Source organism: Maritimibacter sp. 55A14 (assembly GCF_003122205.1).
Taxonomy (GTDB): Bacteria; Pseudomonadota; Alphaproteobacteria; order Rhodobacterales; family Rhodobacteraceae; genus QEYE01.
This window is the reverse complement of the sequence record NZ_QEYE01000001.1, coordinates 240,009-255,743: the sequence shown is the minus strand read 5'-3', so window position 1 is coordinate 255,743 and position 15,735 is coordinate 240,009. Positions and strand designations below refer to the sequence as shown.

Here is a 15,735-nt window from a genome sequence, read left to right as displayed (position 1 = left end):
ATGCGCTGTCATCCGAGGCGCGTAAATATCCCTTTTGGGAAGGCAGGACGGCGAACGTGGCAGCCTTTTACACCGACGATACGGGACCGGGCCTGACCCCGCCCGAGGCGCTGGCCGAAGCCATCGCGGCGATCGGCGCGCCGGGCTTCGTGCCCCGCGCGGTGGACTACCTGCGCGCGGTGGCGCCGTTCCGGGGCTGCCTTCTGCTGATGCTCGAGGACGGCCGCCCGCCCATGCGCGTCTACGACAACGTGCGCGAGGACCGCCGCGATGCGGTGATCGGGCGTTACCTGGAAGGCGCCTATCTGTTGGACCCGTTCTATGTCGCCTTCCGGGCCGGGCGTGCGCCCGCCTTCCTGCATCTCAGCGAGGTTGCGCCGGACCGCTTTGCGCAATCCACCTATTGCCGGGAATACTACCATTCGATCCGGCTTCAGGACGAGGCCGCTTTCCTCATCGACCTGCCGGAACGGCGGCATCTCTTTTATTCTATCGGGCGGCTGGCCGATCAGCCGCGTTTCACCGCCGCCGACCTGCGGGCACTGCGCGCCGCACTATCGGTCTTCGCCGCGCTCAACCGCCGCCACTTCACCCCGGCCGCGCAGCAGTCCCGGCGGGGCGCCGGCGCGGGCACCGGCATCGACGGCGCGCTCTCGGAGTTTGGCGCGGGGCTCCTGACCGACCGCGAACGCGAGATCGCGATCCTGGTGCTCAAGGGGCATTCCTCGAAGTCGGTGGCGCGGATGGCCGGGATCAGCCCCGGCACGGTGAAGATCCACCGCAAGAATATCTACCGCAAGCTCGGCATTTCCTCGCAATCCGAACTCTTCGCCCTTTTTCTGGGCGCGCTTTCGCGTCAATCTGCGGCCTGAGGGGCCTATCCCCGCGGGGGTATTTACGCCACGACCGGCCCCACCCTAGGCTTTCCATGTCCACCGGAGAGGGGGAGTGCGGATGCAGCAGAGGACCGACACGCCCGGCGCGGACCGCGCGATGGTCCAGGCCGAACGCGTGACCAAGACATTCGGGCGCGGCGCCGACGGCGTCACGGCGCTTGATGACGTGTCGGTGACGATCCGCGAAAACGAGTTCTTCACGCTGCTGGGCCCGTCGGGCTGCGGCAAGACCACGCTCCTGCGCCTGATCGCGGGGTTCGAGTTGCCGAGCGCGGGCCGCATCCTGCTCGACGGGGCCGAGATCGGCCATCTGCCGCCCTACCGGCGCCCGGTGAACACGGTGTTCCAGAATTACGCGCTTTTCCCGCATATGACAGTGGCGCAGAATATCGCCTTCGGGCTGGAAATGCAGGGCAAACCGACGGCGGAAATCGGTGGCACCGTTGCGCGGATGCTGGACCTGGTGAAGATGGAACGGCTGGCCGACCGGCGCACCGACCAGCTCTCCGGCGGGCAGCAGCAGCGCGTGGCGCTGGCCCGCGCACTGGCCCCCCATCCGAAGGTGCTGCTGCTCGACGAGCCGCTCTCGGCGCTCGACCTGAAGCTGCGAAAGGAGATGCAGATCGAACTCAAGCGGCTCCAGAACGAGACCGGCATCACCTTCGTCTTCGTCACCCATGACCAGGAGGAGGCGCTGACCATGTCCGACCGGATCGCGGTCATGGCCACGGGCGAGATCCTCCAGGTCGGCACGCCCAAGGATATCTACAACCATCCCGCGCGCCGATTCGTGGCCGATTTCATAGGTGATATCAATATTCTGGACGTCGATCTTGACAAGATTGACGAAGGGCGCGGCGTGGTCCGGCTTCCCGGCGGCGCCACGGCCTCGGCCGCGCTGCCCGAGGCGGAGATGCGGCCGGGCGCCGTGAGCGTCGCGATCCGCCCCGAAAACGTGCTCCTGACGGGGCCCGAGGACGGGGCGCGCACCGCTACGGGCGAGATCGAGAGGGTGGTCTATTTCGGCTCCGCGCACAATGTGCATATCCGCCTCGATGACGGCCCGCCGATCGTGGCGCGTGCGCCGCATGCGCCGGGCGGCGCGGGCGACCGGGCAGGGGTCATTCTGCCCGACGAGCATCTTCAGGTTCTGGTGGACTGATGGCGGAGGCGCAGAGCACACTCGTCGATGCAAGACGCGCCGCGGAGGTCCGCGAACGCCGTGCGCGCTGGCTGCTGCTGGCGCCCGCACTGCTGACGATCGGGATTTTCGGGCTCTTTCCGCTGACGATCACACTGATCTATTCCTTCCTGTCGCCGGGCACCTATGGCGGGGTGACATGGGAGTTCTCGACCGATGCCTATGTGCAGTTCCTCTTCGAGCGCGACATTTTCGACGGCACGCTGGAATTCTCCTCCACCTATCTTCAGATTTACGGCCGTTCCATCGGGCTGGCCTTCGTGGCGACGGTGGGCGCGCTCATCATCGGCTTTCCGACCGCCTATTTCATCGCCTCCAAGCCGCCTGAGCAGCGCAATGTCTGGCTCTTCCTCATCACCTTGCCGTTCTGGACCAACCTGTTGATCCGGACCTATGCGGTATTGCTGATCATCCGCGACGAGGGAATCATCAACCTTGGCTTGATCAATGCCGGTCTGATCGACAGGCCGATCAGCATCCTCTACACCGACACGGCGGTCTTCATCGGGCTGATCTACAGCTATCTGCCCTTCATGGTGCTGCCGCTCTACGCCTCTCTGGAGAAGCTCGATTTCCGGCTGGTGGAGGCGGCCTACGACCTTTACGCCACGCGCTTCCAGGTGCTCCGGCGGATCATCGTGCCGGCGGCGAAGCCCGGCATCGTTGCGGGCTCGATCCTTGTCTTCATCCCTGGCCTCGGGGCCTATATCACGCCGACGCTGCTGGGCGGCGGCAAGGAGCTGATGATCGGCAACCTGATCGCGCTCCAGTTCGGATCGTCGCGCAACTGGCCTTTCGGCTCGGCCGCCGCGCTGATCCTGATGGCGGTGGTGATGGTGGCGCTGCTGATCTATGTGCGCAACGCCTCGCGCGAGGGGGGCAATCATGGCTGACGCCGCAGCCCCCGCCGCCGCAGCCCCCGCCGGCCGGCGTGCCCGGCTCCGGACGGACCTGCGCCACCAGCCGGGTTTCACGCCGATGGCCTGGGTCTGCATCGTCTTCCTCTACGCGCCCATTGCGGTGCTGATCGCGTTTTCCTTCAACGACAACCGATCTGTGGTGCGCTGGACCGAGTTCAGCTTCCGCTGGTATGTCGAGGCGTTCGGCAACGAAGGCATCCGCAACGCCACGGTAATCTCCTTCCAGGTCGCGACGGTGGCGACGCTCTTCTCCACGATTTTCGCCACGATGGCCGCGCTGGCGACCACGCGCACGCGGCCCTATCGCGGCCAGACGCTGGCCTACGCCATCGTCAACCAGCCGCTGATGGTGCCCGAGATCGTCACGGCCGTGGCCACGCTGGCACTCTTCACGATCATCAAGAAGGCCACCGGCATCACCGGGATCGGCTATCTGATGCTGGCCCACACGGTCTTCTGCATCCCCTTCGCCTATATGCCGATTCGTGCGCGGCTGGAGGACATGAACCTGACGCTGGAACAGGCGGCGGCCGACCTCTATGCGCCGCCGTTCCAGGTTTTCCGCAGGGTCACGCTGCCGCTTCTGATGCCGGGCATCTTCGCGGGCGTGATGCTAGCCTTTGTGGTTTCGCTCGATGATGTCATCATCACCCTGCTGGTGGCGGGACCGGGCGAGACGACGCTGCCGATCTACATACTGGGCCAGATCAGGCGCGGCATCACGCCGGAGATCAACGCCGTCTCGACGCTGCTACTTGGCCTGTCGCTGATTTTCGTGACGCTGTTCTTCCTGATCGGGAAACAGCGGAAGACCTGACCGGGCGGGTCTGCTTGCGCCCGTATCACAAGAACGACCAACAGAGGAGAAAGACAGATGACAAGACGCATTGTAACGCTCTTCGCGGCCGGCGCGCTCGGCCTTGCGGGGGCCGCGCCGGCCTGGGCCGAAGGCGAACTCAACATCTACAACTGGGGCAACTACACCAACCCCGAACTGATCGAGAAATTCGAGAAGGCATACGATGTCGACGTGACGCTCGACGGCTATGACAGCAACGAGACGATGCTGGCCAAGGTCAAGGAGGGCGGCACCGGCTACGATATCGTCGTGCCGGGCGACTACATGATCAAGATCATGATCGAGCAGGGCCTGCTGGCCGAGATCAAGCCCAACGAGATGGAGAATTTCGAGCATATGGACCCGAAATGGGTCGATGTGTGGTGGGATCCGGGCCGCAACTACTCGGTGCCGTGGCAATGGGGCACGACGTCCTTCACCGTCGATACCGAGGTCTTCAAGGGCGACGACATCCACACGCTGGCGCTTCTCTTCGAACCGCCGGAGGAGCTTCAGGGCCGCATCAACATGCTCAACGACATGAACGATGTCATCAACGCGGGCCTGCGCTATCTGGGCTACGAGCGGTGCAACGGCAATGTCGAGGAACTCAAGGAGGTGACGGAGCTGCTGCTCAACGCCAAGCAGCACTGGCGCACGATGGACTATTCCACCATCGAGAAGCTGACCTCCGGCGACGTGGACATCTCGCAGAACTGGAACGGTGCGGCGATGCGCGCGCGGGCACAGCGCCCGACGCTGCAATACGCCTATCCCAAGGAAGGCTTCACCGGCTGGATGGACAACGTCGCCGTGCTGGCGGATGCGCCCAACATGGAGAACGCCAAACTCTTCGTGAACTTCATCATGGCGCCCGAGAATGCCGCGTTGATCTCCAATTTCGCGCGCTACGCCAACGGCATCGCGGGTAGCGAGGAATTCATGGACCCCGAGATGCTGACCGCGCCCGAGATCGTGATGCCCGCCGACGCGCCGGCACCCGACTTCGTGCGGCCCTGTCCGCAGGAAACGGTGGACATGTACAACAAGATCTGGACCCGGCTGAAGCAATAGGGCCGGACCGGGCGCGCGCGGGAGGCCCTGCGCGCGCCTTCTCTGCACTCATGGACAGGCACGGATGACCGTTACGCTCTCGCTCACGCTCTGGGCGGCCGATCTCGCCCGGCCGCTTGGCGGCCCGCAGGACTGGCTCGATGGCCTCGACAAGGTCGCGGCGGAAGCGGCGGCGCAGGGCTCGGCGCTGCTGGTGGCGCCGGAGTACGTCTCCGAAGCCTGGCTGATCTGGCAGAAACCGGGCTTCGCGGCGAGGGACGAGGCGGCGCTGATGGCCCAGGCGGGCGCCGCGATGGGGCCCGGCATCCAGGGTGTCGCCGACCGGCACGGCATCGACATCCTGGCCGGCACCTGGCCGGTCGCCGACGGGGCCGGCCGGTACCAGAACGGCGCGCATCTCTACCGCGCGGGCGGGGCGTCGCCCCTCGTGCAGCGCAAGCTCTGCCCGACGCCCAACGAACGCGCGCCGGACCGCTGGGCGATCCGCCCACATGACGGACTCTCGGTCTTCGGCTGGAATGGACTCACCTGCGCAATTCTGACCTGCCTCGACATCGAGTTGCCTGCGCTTTCGGCCCGGCTGGCGCGGGAAGCGCCGGGGCTCGACCTGATCCTCTGCCCATCCATGACGCGCCAGATGTCGGGCTATTCCCGTGTCTTCGCCTGCGCCCGCGCGCGCGCCGTCGAACTGATGGCGACGGTGGCGGTGGTGGGCGTGACCGGAACTACGCCGCTGGGCGAGGGTCGGCCCAATGTCTCGGGCGCGGCGGTCTACCTGCCTTGCGAACCGGCGCTGGGCTTCGACGGCCGCTTTGCCGAGATCGGCCCGTTCGATGCCGCGCCCGCGGGTGATCCGCTGGGGCTCCGGCTCCATGCCCGTGACATCCCGGTGGGGCTGATCCGCCAACTGCGCGGGGCTGGTGCGGAGGTGTGGCCGGGCGGCTGGGACGCTTCCGGACTACGTATCGAACGGGGCTGAACTGCCCCGACCTATCCCTCGGCCTCGTCCATCAGCCGGCGCAGCCACCGGCCCGCCGCCCAGCTTGCCGGCGGGGTCAGCGGCAGTGCCCAGGCCATCGCCGCATAGGGCGAGAGCGCGGAAAGGCCCACCGCCTGCGCCATCAGCCCCAGCATGAAAAGATTGATCGCCACCGCACCGAAGGCGAAGGGCGCGAGCAACAGCGCCAGCCGCCAGACCGGCCAGCGGGCGTCGTGGCCGGGGCTCATGCCGGATCCTCCACGGGCAGGGCGGCGATCGTGCGTGCCGCCATTTCGGCCACCGCCGCGTCCTCGCCGACCGGGGGCAGGAGCGGTCCGTCGAACCCGGCCTCGGCCAACGCCGCGGGGAGATCGTCCAGCACATGCCCACCGGTGCGCGCGAAGAAGGGCAGGCAGAGCGCGGGCGCGGGCAGGTGGCGGGCGGCCTCGGCGATGCCGGGGGCCTCGTCGACGAAGCCGGTGACGATCTCGCGGAACCCCGCCAGGGGCGCCATCGCGCGGGCCGCCTCGTCGGCCACGGCGCGGGGCCGGGGGTTGGAGGGCGAGCCATGCGCGGCCAGCAGAAGCCCGGTTTCCGCGGGCGTCAGCCCATGCGCCTGCGCGCCCGCCTGCGCGGCCCGAGCCAGCAGCGCAGGCATGCCCGGATCGAGCCCCAGCGCTGCCGTTATGCGGGCCGATGGCGCGCCCGCCTTGGCCAGACGGCCCGGCAGTTCGGTCTTCACGAACCAGCCGTCGGACATGAAGAGCGGATAGACCACCGGCCGCGCGTTGCCCAGCGCCGCGACCGCACGCGCCAGCGCGCCCGGCGCGGCCAGCGTGGCCCCGGCGACGCGCCAGTCGGGCAGATGCCGCGCGACCGCCTCCGCAAACGCCTCCGCGCGGGCCTGCGGGCCGTCCGGGTCCGAAGGCTGGCCATGCGCCACGATCAGCGCCGCGCGCTCAGTGGCTGGTGCCGTCGGAGAAGGTGATCTTGTTGAAGACATTGTACTTTCCAGAAGGCTTCTTCATCGGCAGGCGCTTGACCTCTTCCAGCGTCCTCGCGTCATATACGATCACCGCACCGTCGTCTTCCCAAAGGCTGACCAGCGCGTGCCGCCCGTCGCGGTCGAACTCCACATGCGCCAGCGTCTTGCCCGGCACGGGGCGCAGCGTTTGCACGATCTCCAGCGTCTCCTTGTCGATCACATGTATCGCATCGCGGTTCGGCCCGAAAAACACGTCCGCCCAGAAATATGGGCTGTTCTCGTGGCTCCTCAAGAAGAAACCGGGGCCTTCGGTGGCGACCGTGGCAACCACCTTCCAGCTTGCCGGGTCGATCACCGAGAGCTTGGCCTCGCGCAGATGCGGGGTGGCGATGACCTGCCGGCCGCCATGCGAAAACGCGATCCCCGATCCCAGATGCGGCATGCCCGGCAGCGGCAGTTCCGCGATCTCGCGGCCCACGATCAGGTTGACGACGACCCCCCGCGTGCCGTCGCGCGTGGCGCCGATCAGGTTGTAATAGTCCGGCGTGAAGAAGAAATCGTCGATCGGCTCGCTCACCATGATGCGGCGGCGTGCGAAGAGCCCCTGCGAGGAGGGCAGCGCCTCCACCATGCCCTTCTCGCGGCTATGCACGAAACCCTCGTAAACCGGCGGCGCCTCCGGGTCAGTGGCGATCTCCCAGACCTCGGGCACGTCCTTGAGCGCCAGGATGAAACTGTCGCGCGCCGGGGCCTGGTAGACCGCCGAGACGCGCGAGCGCGCGCCGTCGCGGCCGGCGATCTCGAAGATGCGCGCGATGCTCAGATCGGCGGTGTCGAGGATGGTCAGCGTGCGGGGCAGGTAGTTCGCCACCGCCAGCCATTTGCCGTCCTGCGAGATCGCGATGTTGCGGCTGTTAATGCCCGCGCGCACGCGCCCGACCTCGGCCAGCGCCTCCATGTCGTATTTCAGCACCCAGCCGTCGCGCGACATGACGAAGACGGTCCGGCCGTCGGGGGCGAATTTCGGCCCGCCATGCACGGCGAAGGGCGTCGGGAACCGGTCGAGCACGTCGAAGCTGTCGCCGTCGAGCACGCTGATATGGTGGTCGCCCTTCTCGACCACCAGGAACATGTTGAGCGGATCGGCCCCGTGGACCGGTGCTGCGACCGGCCGGTAATCGGGGTTGAGGCTGCGGCTCGCCGCGATCTCGTCCGCGCCCCAGACCGGAACCGCGTCCAGTGGCGCTGTTACGTAATCCGCCAGTGCCGCGATCTCGTCCGCGTGCAGCACCCTGGCGAAACCCGGCATCTGCGTGGCGGCGCGGCCCCCGGCAATGACGCTGGCCACGTCGGGGCCGCGCATCCGCCCCAGCGTCTCGGGGATCAGCGCGGGGCCGGTGCCGCCCAGCCGCGCCGCACCGTGGCAGGCGGCGCAGTTCGCGGCATAGAGCGCCGCCGGGTCGGCGGCGTGCGCCGGTGCGCCGGTAAGCGCCAGCAGCAACAGGCTAGACGAAACGATGCGCCGGATCATGGCGTTTCCCCCGGAATGGCGTGACCGTCAGGCGCGGCGCGGCGTCCACGCCGATCTCCGCATCGGATAGATAGCAGGCCGGGTCCTCGGCCCAGGGATCGCCGGTGAGTTGCAGCGCGCGGATGCGGGTGTTGCCGCCGCAGACCGCCCGAAACGCGCAGGCCCCGCAGCGGCCCTTGAGCGGTCGCGGGCGGCGGCGCAACTCGGCCAGGATCGGGTCGGGCCCGGTCCAGAGTTCGGTGAACCGCGCATCCCGCACATTGCCGACCGTGTAATCCGACCAGTAGGTGTCGGGATGCACGCCGCCCTGGGTGTCGATATTGGCCACCCCCAGGCCCGATGAGTTTCCGCCCCAGGCTTCCAGGTGGGTGCGCAGATGCGCCACCTTCTCGGGCGCGAAATGGCGCGCGGCCCAGTGCAGCAAGTAAACTGCGTCGGCATCGTTGTTGCCGGTCACGATGTCGAGCGGCGCGCCCTCGGCGGCGGCGACCCAGGCCCGGTCGATCAGCAGATCGAGCGCGGCGCGCGTGTGGTCATGGGCCGCGTCCTCGCCCCGGTTCTTGTCGCCGCGCCCGGCATAGACCAGATGCGAGAGATAGAACTTGTCCACCCCCTCGGCATCGCAGAGCGCCAGCAGATCGGGCAGTTGCGCGGCGTTGTCGCGGGTCAGCGTGAAGCGCAGACCGACCTTGATGCCACGCGCCTTGCAGGCCCGCACACCAGCCACCGCCTGATCGAAGGCGCCCGCCATGCCGCGGAACCAGTCATTGGTGGCGCCCACGCCGTCGATCGAGATGCCCACGTAGTCGAAGCCGATTTCCGCAATCCTGTCGGCGGCTTCCCCCGCGATCTTCGTGCCGTTGGTGGAGAGCGCGAGGTAGCGGATCATGGCCCGCGCGCGTGCCGCCAACTCCATCAGGTCAGGGCGCACCATCGGCTCGCCACCCGACAGGATCAGCGCGGGGATGCCGAAACCCGCCAGGTCGTCGAGCACGCCATGTGCCTCTGCGGTGGTCAGCTCGCCCGGAAAGGCATGGTCGGCGGAGACCGTGTAGCAATGGCGGCATTTGAGGTTGCAGCGCCGGGTCAGGTTCCAGATCACCACCGGCTTCTGCACCCCGCGCGGGCGGCGCACGGGGCTCGGCGTGACAAGCTGCTGCATGTATTGCGAGAGGCGGAACATCAGGCGTCTCCTTCGCGCCTCGGCCGGAAACCGGCCTTCTTCAGGATCCGGGTTGAGTAGAGCACGTCGCGCGCCCTGCAGGCGTCCCCCAGCAGCCGGGCGATGACGGCACGCTTGGCCTCGACCTCCGCGCGGCTCGTCCCGTGGACCATCGCGAAGAGGTTGTAGGGCCAGGCGGGCAGGGCGCGCGGGCGCAGGTAGCAATGGCTGACGAAATCGAGTGCCCCCACGGCATCGCCAAGCGCCTCCGCCTGCGCGTCGTCGACGTCCCAGACGGTCATGCCGTTGGCGGTCATGCCCAGCGCGTAGTGGTTGGGCGCGGCGGCCACCCGGCGGATCACCCCGCGCGCCTGCATGGCACACATGCGGGCGATCACCTCGGCCTCCGCGATCCCGGTCTGCGCGGCGATCCCGGCATAGGGCGCGGGGACCAGCGGCAGGCCCGCGGCCGTGGCCGCGACGATCCGGCGGTCTGTTGCGTCGATGCTCATGCCGCCACCCGGAAACCGATGCAGAACTCTCTCAGCTTGGGAAAGCGCAGCACCTCCAGCCCGGACGCGGCGGAGATGCGTGCGGCGGCGGGCGCGATGCCGTCCGCGGATTCCGTGGCCAGCACGAACCACATGTTGAGCGCGTGATCGCGCGCGTAATTATGCGCCACCTCGGGGAAGCCGTTCACGATCTCGGCCACCGCGTCGAACCGGTCCTCTGGCACCGCCATAGCGCAAAGGCAGAACGCACCCCCCATCGCGGCGGCGTCGTAGAATGGGCCGAAGCGGGTGATGATCCGCGCGGCGCGCAGACGTTCCAGCCGGGCGATCAACTCGGCTTCGTCCAACCCCAGCGCGGTTGCGGCGGCGGCGAATGGGCGCGGGCAGATCGGCAGACCCTCCTGCAAAGCATTGAGAATGCGGCGGTCGGTCTCGTCGGGGCCGGAACTCATGCGGCGTCTCCCCGTCCTGTGGCGACCAGCGCGCCGGTCTGCTTGTAGCAATGTGTGGAAAACAGCACCCGGCGCGCCCCGTGCTCCAGCCCGGACTCTGCGGCGGCACGCGCCAGCGTCTCGAACGCCTCGGCGCGGCTGCGGGCGTGGATCATGCAGTAGAGCGTGTAGGGCCAGATGACCGGGACCGGGCGGCGCTCGTAGCAGAGCGTGACGCCCGGCACGGCGGCCAGGCGCGGCCCAGCGCGATCGATCTCTTCCGGCGCGGCTTGCCAGAGCACCATCGCGTTCGAGCGCCAGCCCAGCGCCCGGTGACGCACGATCACTCCCACCCGCGACAGGATGCCGGCAGCGGCGAGCGCGCGGATGCGCTCCAACACTTCCGCCTCGCCTCGTCCAAGATCGCGGGCGATCGCGGCGAAGGGGCGGGACACCAGCGCGAGGCCGCTGGAAAGCGCCTGCATGATCGCCCGGTCGCCGGGCCGGAGCGCATCCGGATCGGCGGCGCGTGGCGGTGGCGCGCAACGGTCGCCGCGCAGCGGGAAGCCCAGGTCGATGTTGAAGGGCCGCACCAGCGGCAGATCCAGCACCCGCAGCCCCGTGGCCCGGCGGATTGCGTCAAGCGCGTGGTCCACGTGCCCCCGGTCCGGCCCGGTCGCCACGAACCAGAGGTTCCAGGTGTCCTCGCGCAGGTAGACATGGTTGACGCCCGGCGTCTGCGCCAGCGTCGCCGCGACCGCTTCGACCTTCCAGTCGGGTGCGGCCAGCGCCGCCAGCGTGCTGGCGCCCGCCGTGTTGGGCCGGCAGGTCGCGCCGACCCGGCTGACCGCGCCCATGCGGGCAAGCCGCGCCAGCCGCGCGCGCACCTCCGCCTCCGGAATGCCCAGCGCGCCGGCCATCGCCGCGAAGGGGCGGGGGACCAGCGGCAGGTCGCGCTGCCAGCCATCCAGCAGCCGGTGGTCGATCTCGTCGAGCGGTCCGGTCATGGCTCAGAGCCCCATGCGGTGGGCGCGCGCGGTGAAGAAGATGCCCGACGGGCTCTCGGCCGCGATCTCGCCCAGTTTGCGGAAGGTTTCGGTGTCGTAGATCTCGACCCGGCCGCCATCGCGCACCGACAGCCAGACCTCTGCGCCGCGGGGCGCGAACTCCATGTGCAGAACGCCGGGGCCGGGGGTAAGGGTATGCACGACCTCGCCCGAAGGCACGTCCACCACCTGCACCGTGTCATTGAGCGGATGGGCGAAATTGACCCAGACCTGCCGCCCGCCGGGCCGCGCCACGGCGAAGACCGGCTGGCCGTGGGTGCGGGTCCGGCCGATCTCCGCAAAGTCGCGCGCGTCGACCCAGAGCAGCTCGTGCCGGCCCACGGCAGGCAGCGCGAACCGGTCGCCCGCCAGCGCCCAGCCTTCCAGATGCGGCATCTTGTAGACCGGCAGCGGGGCCTCGCCGCGCCCGTAACCCGCCAGGATGCGCTCCGGCGCGGGGCGCTCCTGCCAAAGATCGAGCCGTGTCAGCCCGTCCTCGCCGAAGAGCCCGGCGATATAGGTGCGCCCGTCGGCGGTGATCAGCGCGTCATAGGGATTGGCGCCGATCCCGCGGATATTCGTGATCGCGGGGTCGCCGCCGGTGGAGAAATCCGCGATCCAGGTCTCGCCCGCGTCCCAGAGCGTGAAGACGAAGCGGCGGCCGGGGGCATCGACCAGCCCGATGGTCTTGGCGCCGGTGGGGATGTCGGCCAGCATCTCCAGCGTGTCGGCGTCGAAGACCCGCACGCCGCCCGGCTCGTAATTCGAGACCGCAATCAGCCGCCCGTCATCGGAGATCGCTCCGCCGATGGCGTTGCCGGACTGGATCACGCGGGCTGCGATGGTCCGGGTCAGCAGGTCGACCTTGGTCAGCCCGCCGTCGCGGCCGAAGACATAGGCGAAGCGTTCGTCGGGCGAGAAGGTGACCGAGGCGTGCGAGAGATCGCCCAGCCCCGTCACACGCCCGACCGCCGCGCGCTCCGAGCGGTCCACGATCAGCAGCGTGCCGCTGGCACGTTCCACCACCACGCCCAGATCGCCGGTGGCCGTGGCCCCGGTCTCGCCCGCATCGGCCTGGCGCAGCGCCGCGCCGAGCACAAGAATGACGATCAGGAGGATGAGTCGCAGATTGTGTGTCATGGCCTGTCCACCTCGCGCAGGTAACCGACGATCCAGGCCGCCTCGGCGGCACTGAGCAGCGGCCGCCAGGGCGGCATTGGCGTGCCCGGAATGCCGTCGAGGATGATCGTCTCCAGGGTTTCGTTGTCGCGCCCGGCCAGCGCAGCGGCGCGGATGTCCGGCCCCAGACCGCCGGAGAGCCGCATCCCGTGGCAGGAACCGCAGTCCTGCCGCACCAGCCGTTCCAGCCGGTCGTGCTGCGGTTCGTCAGCGGCGGCGTCTCCTGCGCAGAGCGCCAGCAGCGTCGCGGCAAGGATGATCTGGGGGTCAGACATGGGCGGGTTCTGTTCGGGCAGGGGCGGCGAGGGCGGCCAGGACGCTGGCCGGGCAGCCGGGATAGAGCGAGACGACTCGCCCCGCGATGAAGAGCACCGGCCCCGCCAGCCCGGCGCGCGAAACCTCTCCCGCAATCCGCCCGAGGCTGGAAATCAACCGTCGTTCCTGCGGGGTGGTGGTGCCTGCCACGGCCATAACCGGGGTCTCGGCATCCAGCCCGGCACGGTGCAGCGCCGCGGCGATCCGGCCGATATTGGCCACGCCCATATAGATCACCAGCGTGGTGTCGGGATCGGCCAGCCCCTCCCAGTCCAGCGCCAGGTCGGCCCCGGCGCGGCAATGCCCGGTTACGTAACGCACACCGGTGGCCAGCCCGCGATGGGTGAGCGGCACACCGGTCGCGCTGGCCGCACCCTGCGCGGCGGTGATGCCCGGCACCACCTCCACCGGCACGCCCATGTCGCGCAGTTCCGCGGCCTCCTCGGAGCCGCGGCCGAAGATGAAGGGATCGCCGCCTTTCAGGCGCAGGACCGTGCGGCCCTCCAGCGCCAGGCGGATCAGTATCTCGTTGATGCGCGCCTGCGGGACCGGATGGTGCCGCGGCGCCTTTCCGACCGGGATCAGCCGCGCCTGCGGCGGGGCCAGCGCCATGATCTCGGGCGAGACCAGACGGTCATGCACGATGACCTCGGCGTTCTCGATCAGCCGCGCGGCCCGGAGTGTCAGAAGGCCGGGATCGCCGGGGCCCGCGCCCACCAGAAAGACCTTGCCGATCGGTTTCATGACTGCCCTCCGGTCCTGTCGGTAAGGGGGCCGGGGCGGGCGCTGCGCCGCCCCGGCCGTGGTGCCGCCTCAGTAGACGTCGGCGCGGGTGTTGTAGACGTTGAACTTGCCGGTCGGCGTGACCAGCCGTTCGTCCTTGATCACCTTCTTGAGCTCCAGGGTCTTGTCATCGACCACCACGATGGCCGATTCCTTGTCCTTGGAATTCCAGACCGAGAACCAGATCTCGTCGCCTTCGCGGTTGAACTCGCCCTGCACGACGCGCGGCTGCCCGTCCGCGATGGCGGCCCATTCGCCGATCGGAAGCACGGTGTATTCCGGCTCCTCCTGCGTCAGGTCGCCGACCTTGAAGACCGCGATCGAGGCCGAAACCTCGGCATCGGGGTTGAGCGGCGCATCGACGTAGAGATGCTCGCTCTCCGGGTGGGTCTTGACGAAGAGCGACCCGCCGCCCAGCGCATAGAGTTGCTGAACCACCTTCCAGGCGTGTTCGGGATGGCCTTCGGGATCGGTGCCGATCAACGCCACCGTCTCGTCGCCCAGATGCGAGGTCGCCCAGACCGGACCAAAGACCGGGTGGTCGATATTGGCGCCGCGCCCCGGATGCGGGGTCTGGCCCTGGGTATCGACCATCGCGATCAGCGAACTGGTCTTGGTGTCGATCACCGCGACCTTGTTGCGGGCATTGGCCGCCGTCAGGAAATAGCGCTTGGTCGAGTCGAGTCCGCCGTCATGCAGGAAGCGCTCGGCCTCGATCTCGGTCACTTTCAGGTTCTTGATGTCGGAATAATCCACCATCAGGATCTTGCCGGTCTCCTTCACGTTGACGATGAATTCCGGCTTGTAGTGGGAGCTGATGATCGCCGCGACGCGGGGTTCGGGGTGGAACTCCTGCGTGTCGTAGATCATCCCGCGGGTGGACTTGATCTTGAGCGGCTCCAGCGTGGCACCGTCCATGATCACGTATTGCGGCGGCCAGTAGGATCCGGCGATCGCGTATTTGTCCTCCCAGCCCTCCATCTTGGATGTCTCGATGGAACGCGCCTCCGAGCCGACCTTGATCTCGGCCACGGTGGTGGGCTCTTCCATCCACAGGTCGATCATGTTGACCTTGGCGTCGCGCCCGATCACGAAGAGATAGCGCCCGGAGGCCGAGATGCGGCTGATATGCACGGCATAGCCGGTCTCCAGCACCTTGACGATCTCGTAGCTGTCGCCGTCGATCAGCGCGACCTGGCCGGCGTCGCGCAGCGTCACCGAGAAGAGCTTGTCGATCTCCAGATCGTTCATCTGCTCGGTCGGCCGGTCCTCGGGCGCGACATGCAGCTTCCAGGTGCCGCGCATCGCCGCCATGCCGAATTCCGGCGGGGCGGGGGGCTCGATCAGCAGGTAGCGCGCCAGCATGTCGATCTCGGCCTCGGAAAGCTCGCCCGAGGTGCCCCAGTTGGGCATCCCGGCGGGCGAGCCGTAGGTCATGAAGCTGACCAGGTAGTCATAGCCGTTCTCGCGCGTGATGTCGGTGGTCAGCGGCTTGCCGGTGGCCCCCTTGCGCAACACGCCGTGGCAGCCCGCGCAGCGCTCGAAATAGATCGTCGCGGCCTTGTTGAACTCCGATGGCGTGATCACCGGATCGCCGGGCTTGCGGCCCGGAAGCTCCACGTCGATTTCGCCCAGCGTGGTGGCGCTGTAGGTGTATTGGGCCGCTGGCGCATCGCCGTGACCCTCGGGTTTGTCCTGAGCCGCCGACGGGCCGCCGAGCAGGGCGATCGGAATCGCGACGCTGGCGGTCAGGGCGGCTGTGCGGAGCTTGGATATCACTGTCATTCCGGTATCTCCGTTCGCTGGTGAGGCAGCGTCACCCTGCGGCGGGGCCGCGCGCACCGCCTTGACTTTCGTTAAGGCCGGACCGGGCGCGCTGCGCG

Annotated in this window: 17 protein-coding genes; 6 read left to right on the top strand and 11 right to left on the bottom strand. The window is 68.4% G+C overall.

Annotated elements, in window-relative coordinates; all coding sequences use genetic code 11:
- Window positions 1–56 precede the first annotated feature (56 nt).
- From DDZ14_RS01255 to DDZ14_RS01230, 6 genes are all read left to right on the top strand, one after another.
- Window positions 57–872, top strand: a complete 816-nt coding sequence (locus DDZ14_RS01255; RefSeq protein ID WP_109423120.1) for a helix-turn-helix transcriptional regulator — start codon at window positions 57–59, stop codon at window positions 870–872.
- An 82-nt stretch (window positions 873–954) separates the two neighbouring features.
- Entirely contained in the window at window positions 955–2,058 is a 1,104-nt protein-coding gene (locus DDZ14_RS01250; RefSeq protein ID WP_369914257.1) for an ABC transporter ATP-binding protein, read from the top strand.
- The gene (locus DDZ14_RS01245) at window positions 2,058–2,990 is read left to right on the top strand and encodes an ABC transporter permease (protein ID WP_109423119.1); all 933 of its coding nucleotides are present in this window, start codon (window positions 2,058–2,060) and stop codon (window positions 2,988–2,990) included. Before DDZ14_RS01250 ends, DDZ14_RS01245 begins: the two co-directional genes overlap by 1 nt.
- Before the next feature lie 85 nt (window positions 2,991–3,075).
- Window positions 3,076–3,834: an ABC transporter permease gene (locus tag DDZ14_RS01240; RefSeq protein ID WP_233252434.1), complete on the top strand. Its 759-nt coding sequence runs from the start codon at window positions 3,076–3,078 to the stop codon at window positions 3,832–3,834.
- A gap of 57 nt (window positions 3,835–3,891) precedes the next feature.
- Window positions 3,892–4,929, top strand: coding sequence for an extracellular solute-binding protein (locus DDZ14_RS01235; RefSeq protein WP_109423117.1), 1,038 nt, complete (start codon window positions 3,892–3,894; stop codon window positions 4,927–4,929).
- Window positions 4,930–4,993: 64 nt separating this feature from the next.
- Window positions 4,994–5,908 (top strand): nitrilase-related carbon-nitrogen hydrolase, encoded by a 915-nt coding sequence (locus tag DDZ14_RS01230; RefSeq protein ID WP_109423116.1) that lies wholly within the window; start codon window positions 4,994–4,996, stop codon window positions 5,906–5,908.
- A gap of 11 nt (window positions 5,909–5,919) precedes the next feature.
- On the opposite strand, the gene DDZ14_RS01225 is transcribed toward DDZ14_RS01230, so the two are convergent.
- The 11 genes from DDZ14_RS01225 to DDZ14_RS01175 all read right to left on the bottom strand — a co-directional run bounded on the left by DDZ14_RS01225 (window position 5,920) and on the right by DDZ14_RS01175 (window position 15,637).
- On the bottom strand, window positions 5,920–6,156 hold the full coding sequence (locus DDZ14_RS01225) for a hypothetical protein (protein ID WP_109423115.1): 237 nt from the start codon (window positions 6,154–6,156) through the stop codon (window positions 5,920–5,922).
- On the bottom strand, window positions 6,153–6,911 hold the full coding sequence (locus tag DDZ14_RS01220) for a CbiX/SirB N-terminal domain-containing protein (RefSeq protein WP_109423114.1): 759 nt from the start codon (window positions 6,909–6,911) through the stop codon (window positions 6,153–6,155). Before DDZ14_RS01220 ends, DDZ14_RS01225 begins: the two co-directional genes overlap by 4 nt.
- Complete coding sequence (locus tag DDZ14_RS01215; protein ID WP_109423113.1) at window positions 6,868–8,424, bottom strand: cytochrome D1 domain-containing protein; 1,557 nt, start codon at window positions 8,422–8,424, stop codon at window positions 6,868–6,870. Before DDZ14_RS01215 ends, DDZ14_RS01220 begins: the two co-directional genes overlap by 44 nt.
- A complete protein-coding gene (gene nirJ / locus DDZ14_RS01210) occupies window positions 8,399–9,607 on the bottom strand; it encodes a heme d1 biosynthesis radical SAM protein NirJ (protein WP_109423112.1) in 1,209 nt (402 codons plus the stop codon). The genes DDZ14_RS01215 and nirJ overlap by 26 nt, the downstream gene beginning before the upstream one ends.
- Window positions 9,607–10,098, bottom strand: a complete 492-nt coding sequence (locus DDZ14_RS01205; RefSeq protein ID WP_109423111.1) for an Lrp/AsnC family transcriptional regulator — start codon at window positions 10,096–10,098, stop codon at window positions 9,607–9,609. Before DDZ14_RS01205 ends, nirJ begins: the two co-directional genes overlap by 1 nt.
- Window positions 10,095–10,550 carry an Lrp/AsnC family transcriptional regulator gene (locus tag DDZ14_RS01200; protein ID WP_109423110.1) on the bottom strand — a complete coding sequence of 152 codons (456 nt, stop codon included), beginning with the start codon at window positions 10,548–10,550 and terminating at the stop codon, window positions 10,095–10,097. Before DDZ14_RS01200 ends, DDZ14_RS01205 begins: the two co-directional genes overlap by 4 nt.
- On the bottom strand, window positions 10,547–11,536 hold the full coding sequence (locus DDZ14_RS01195) for an AsnC family transcriptional regulator (protein WP_109423109.1): 990 nt from the start codon (window positions 11,534–11,536) through the stop codon (window positions 10,547–10,549). The genes DDZ14_RS01200 and DDZ14_RS01195 overlap by 4 nt, the downstream gene beginning before the upstream one ends.
- 3 nt (window positions 11,537–11,539) lie before the next feature.
- Window positions 11,540–12,715, bottom strand: a complete 1,176-nt coding sequence (locus tag DDZ14_RS01190) for a cytochrome D1 domain-containing protein (RefSeq protein ID WP_109423108.1) — start codon at window positions 12,713–12,715, stop codon at window positions 11,540–11,542.
- The gene (locus DDZ14_RS01185; protein WP_109423107.1) at window positions 12,712–13,029 is read right to left on the bottom strand and encodes a cytochrome c; all 318 of its coding nucleotides are present in this window, start codon (window positions 13,027–13,029) and stop codon (window positions 12,712–12,714) included. The genes DDZ14_RS01190 and DDZ14_RS01185 overlap by 4 nt, the downstream gene beginning before the upstream one ends.
- Window positions 13,022–13,813: a uroporphyrinogen-III C-methyltransferase gene (gene cobA / locus DDZ14_RS01180; RefSeq protein ID WP_109423106.1), complete on the bottom strand. Its 792-nt coding sequence runs from the start codon at window positions 13,811–13,813 to the stop codon at window positions 13,022–13,024. The genes DDZ14_RS01185 and cobA overlap by 8 nt, the downstream gene beginning before the upstream one ends.
- A 69-nt stretch (window positions 13,814–13,882) precedes the next feature.
- Window positions 13,883–15,637, bottom strand: coding sequence for a nitrite reductase (locus tag DDZ14_RS01175; RefSeq protein WP_109423105.1), 1,755 nt, complete (start codon window positions 15,635–15,637; stop codon window positions 13,883–13,885).
- Window positions 15,638–15,735: the final 98 nt, after the last annotated feature.

Coding starts and splice junctions, on each gene's coding strand:
- DDZ14_RS01245 (WP_109423119.1), top strand. CDS start 2,058: ATGGCGGAGGCGCAGAGCACACTCGTCGATGCAAGACGCGCCGCGGAG.
- DDZ14_RS01230 (WP_109423116.1), top strand. CDS start 4,994: ATGACCGTTACGCTCTCGCTCACGCTCTGGGCGGCCGATCTCGCCCGG.
- DDZ14_RS01220 (WP_109423114.1), bottom strand. CDS start 6,911: ATGTCTTCAACAAGATCACCTTCTCCGACGGCACCAGCCACTGAGCGC.
- DDZ14_RS01185 (WP_109423107.1), bottom strand. CDS start 13,029: ATGTCTGACCCCCAGATCATCCTTGCCGCGACGCTGCTGGCGCTCTGC.
- DDZ14_RS01175 (WP_109423105.1), bottom strand. CDS start 15,637: ATGACAGTGATATCCAAGCTCCGCACAGCCGCCCTGACCGCCAGCGTC.
- DDZ14_RS01215 (WP_109423113.1), bottom strand. CDS start 8,424: ATGATCCGGCGCATCGTTTCGTCTAGCCTGTTGCTGCTGGCGCTTACC.
- DDZ14_RS01190 (WP_109423108.1), bottom strand. CDS start 12,715: ATGACACACAATCTGCGACTCATCCTCCTGATCGTCATTCTTGTGCTC.
- nirJ (WP_109423112.1), bottom strand. CDS start 9,607: ATGTTCCGCCTCTCGCAATACATGCAGCAGCTTGTCACGCCGAGCCCC.
- DDZ14_RS01240 (WP_233252434.1), top strand. CDS start 3,076: ATGGCCTGGGTCTGCATCGTCTTCCTCTACGCGCCCATTGCGGTGCTG.
- DDZ14_RS01195 (WP_109423109.1), bottom strand. CDS start 11,536: ATGACCGGACCGCTCGACGAGATCGACCACCGGCTGCTGGATGGCTGG.
- DDZ14_RS01235 (WP_109423117.1), top strand. CDS start 3,892: ATGACAAGACGCATTGTAACGCTCTTCGCGGCCGGCGCGCTCGGCCTT.
- DDZ14_RS01205 (WP_109423111.1), bottom strand. CDS start 10,098: ATGAGCATCGACGCAACAGACCGCCGGATCGTCGCGGCCACGGCCGCG.
- DDZ14_RS01250 (WP_369914257.1), top strand. CDS start 955: ATGCAGCAGAGGACCGACACGCCCGGCGCGGACCGCGCGATGGTCCAG.
- cobA (WP_109423106.1), bottom strand. CDS start 13,813: ATGAAACCGATCGGCAAGGTCTTTCTGGTGGGCGCGGGCCCCGGCGAT.
- DDZ14_RS01225 (WP_109423115.1), bottom strand. CDS start 6,156: ATGAGCCCCGGCCACGACGCCCGCTGGCCGGTCTGGCGGCTGGCGCTG.
- DDZ14_RS01200 (WP_109423110.1), bottom strand. CDS start 10,550: ATGAGTTCCGGCCCCGACGAGACCGACCGCCGCATTCTCAATGCTTTG.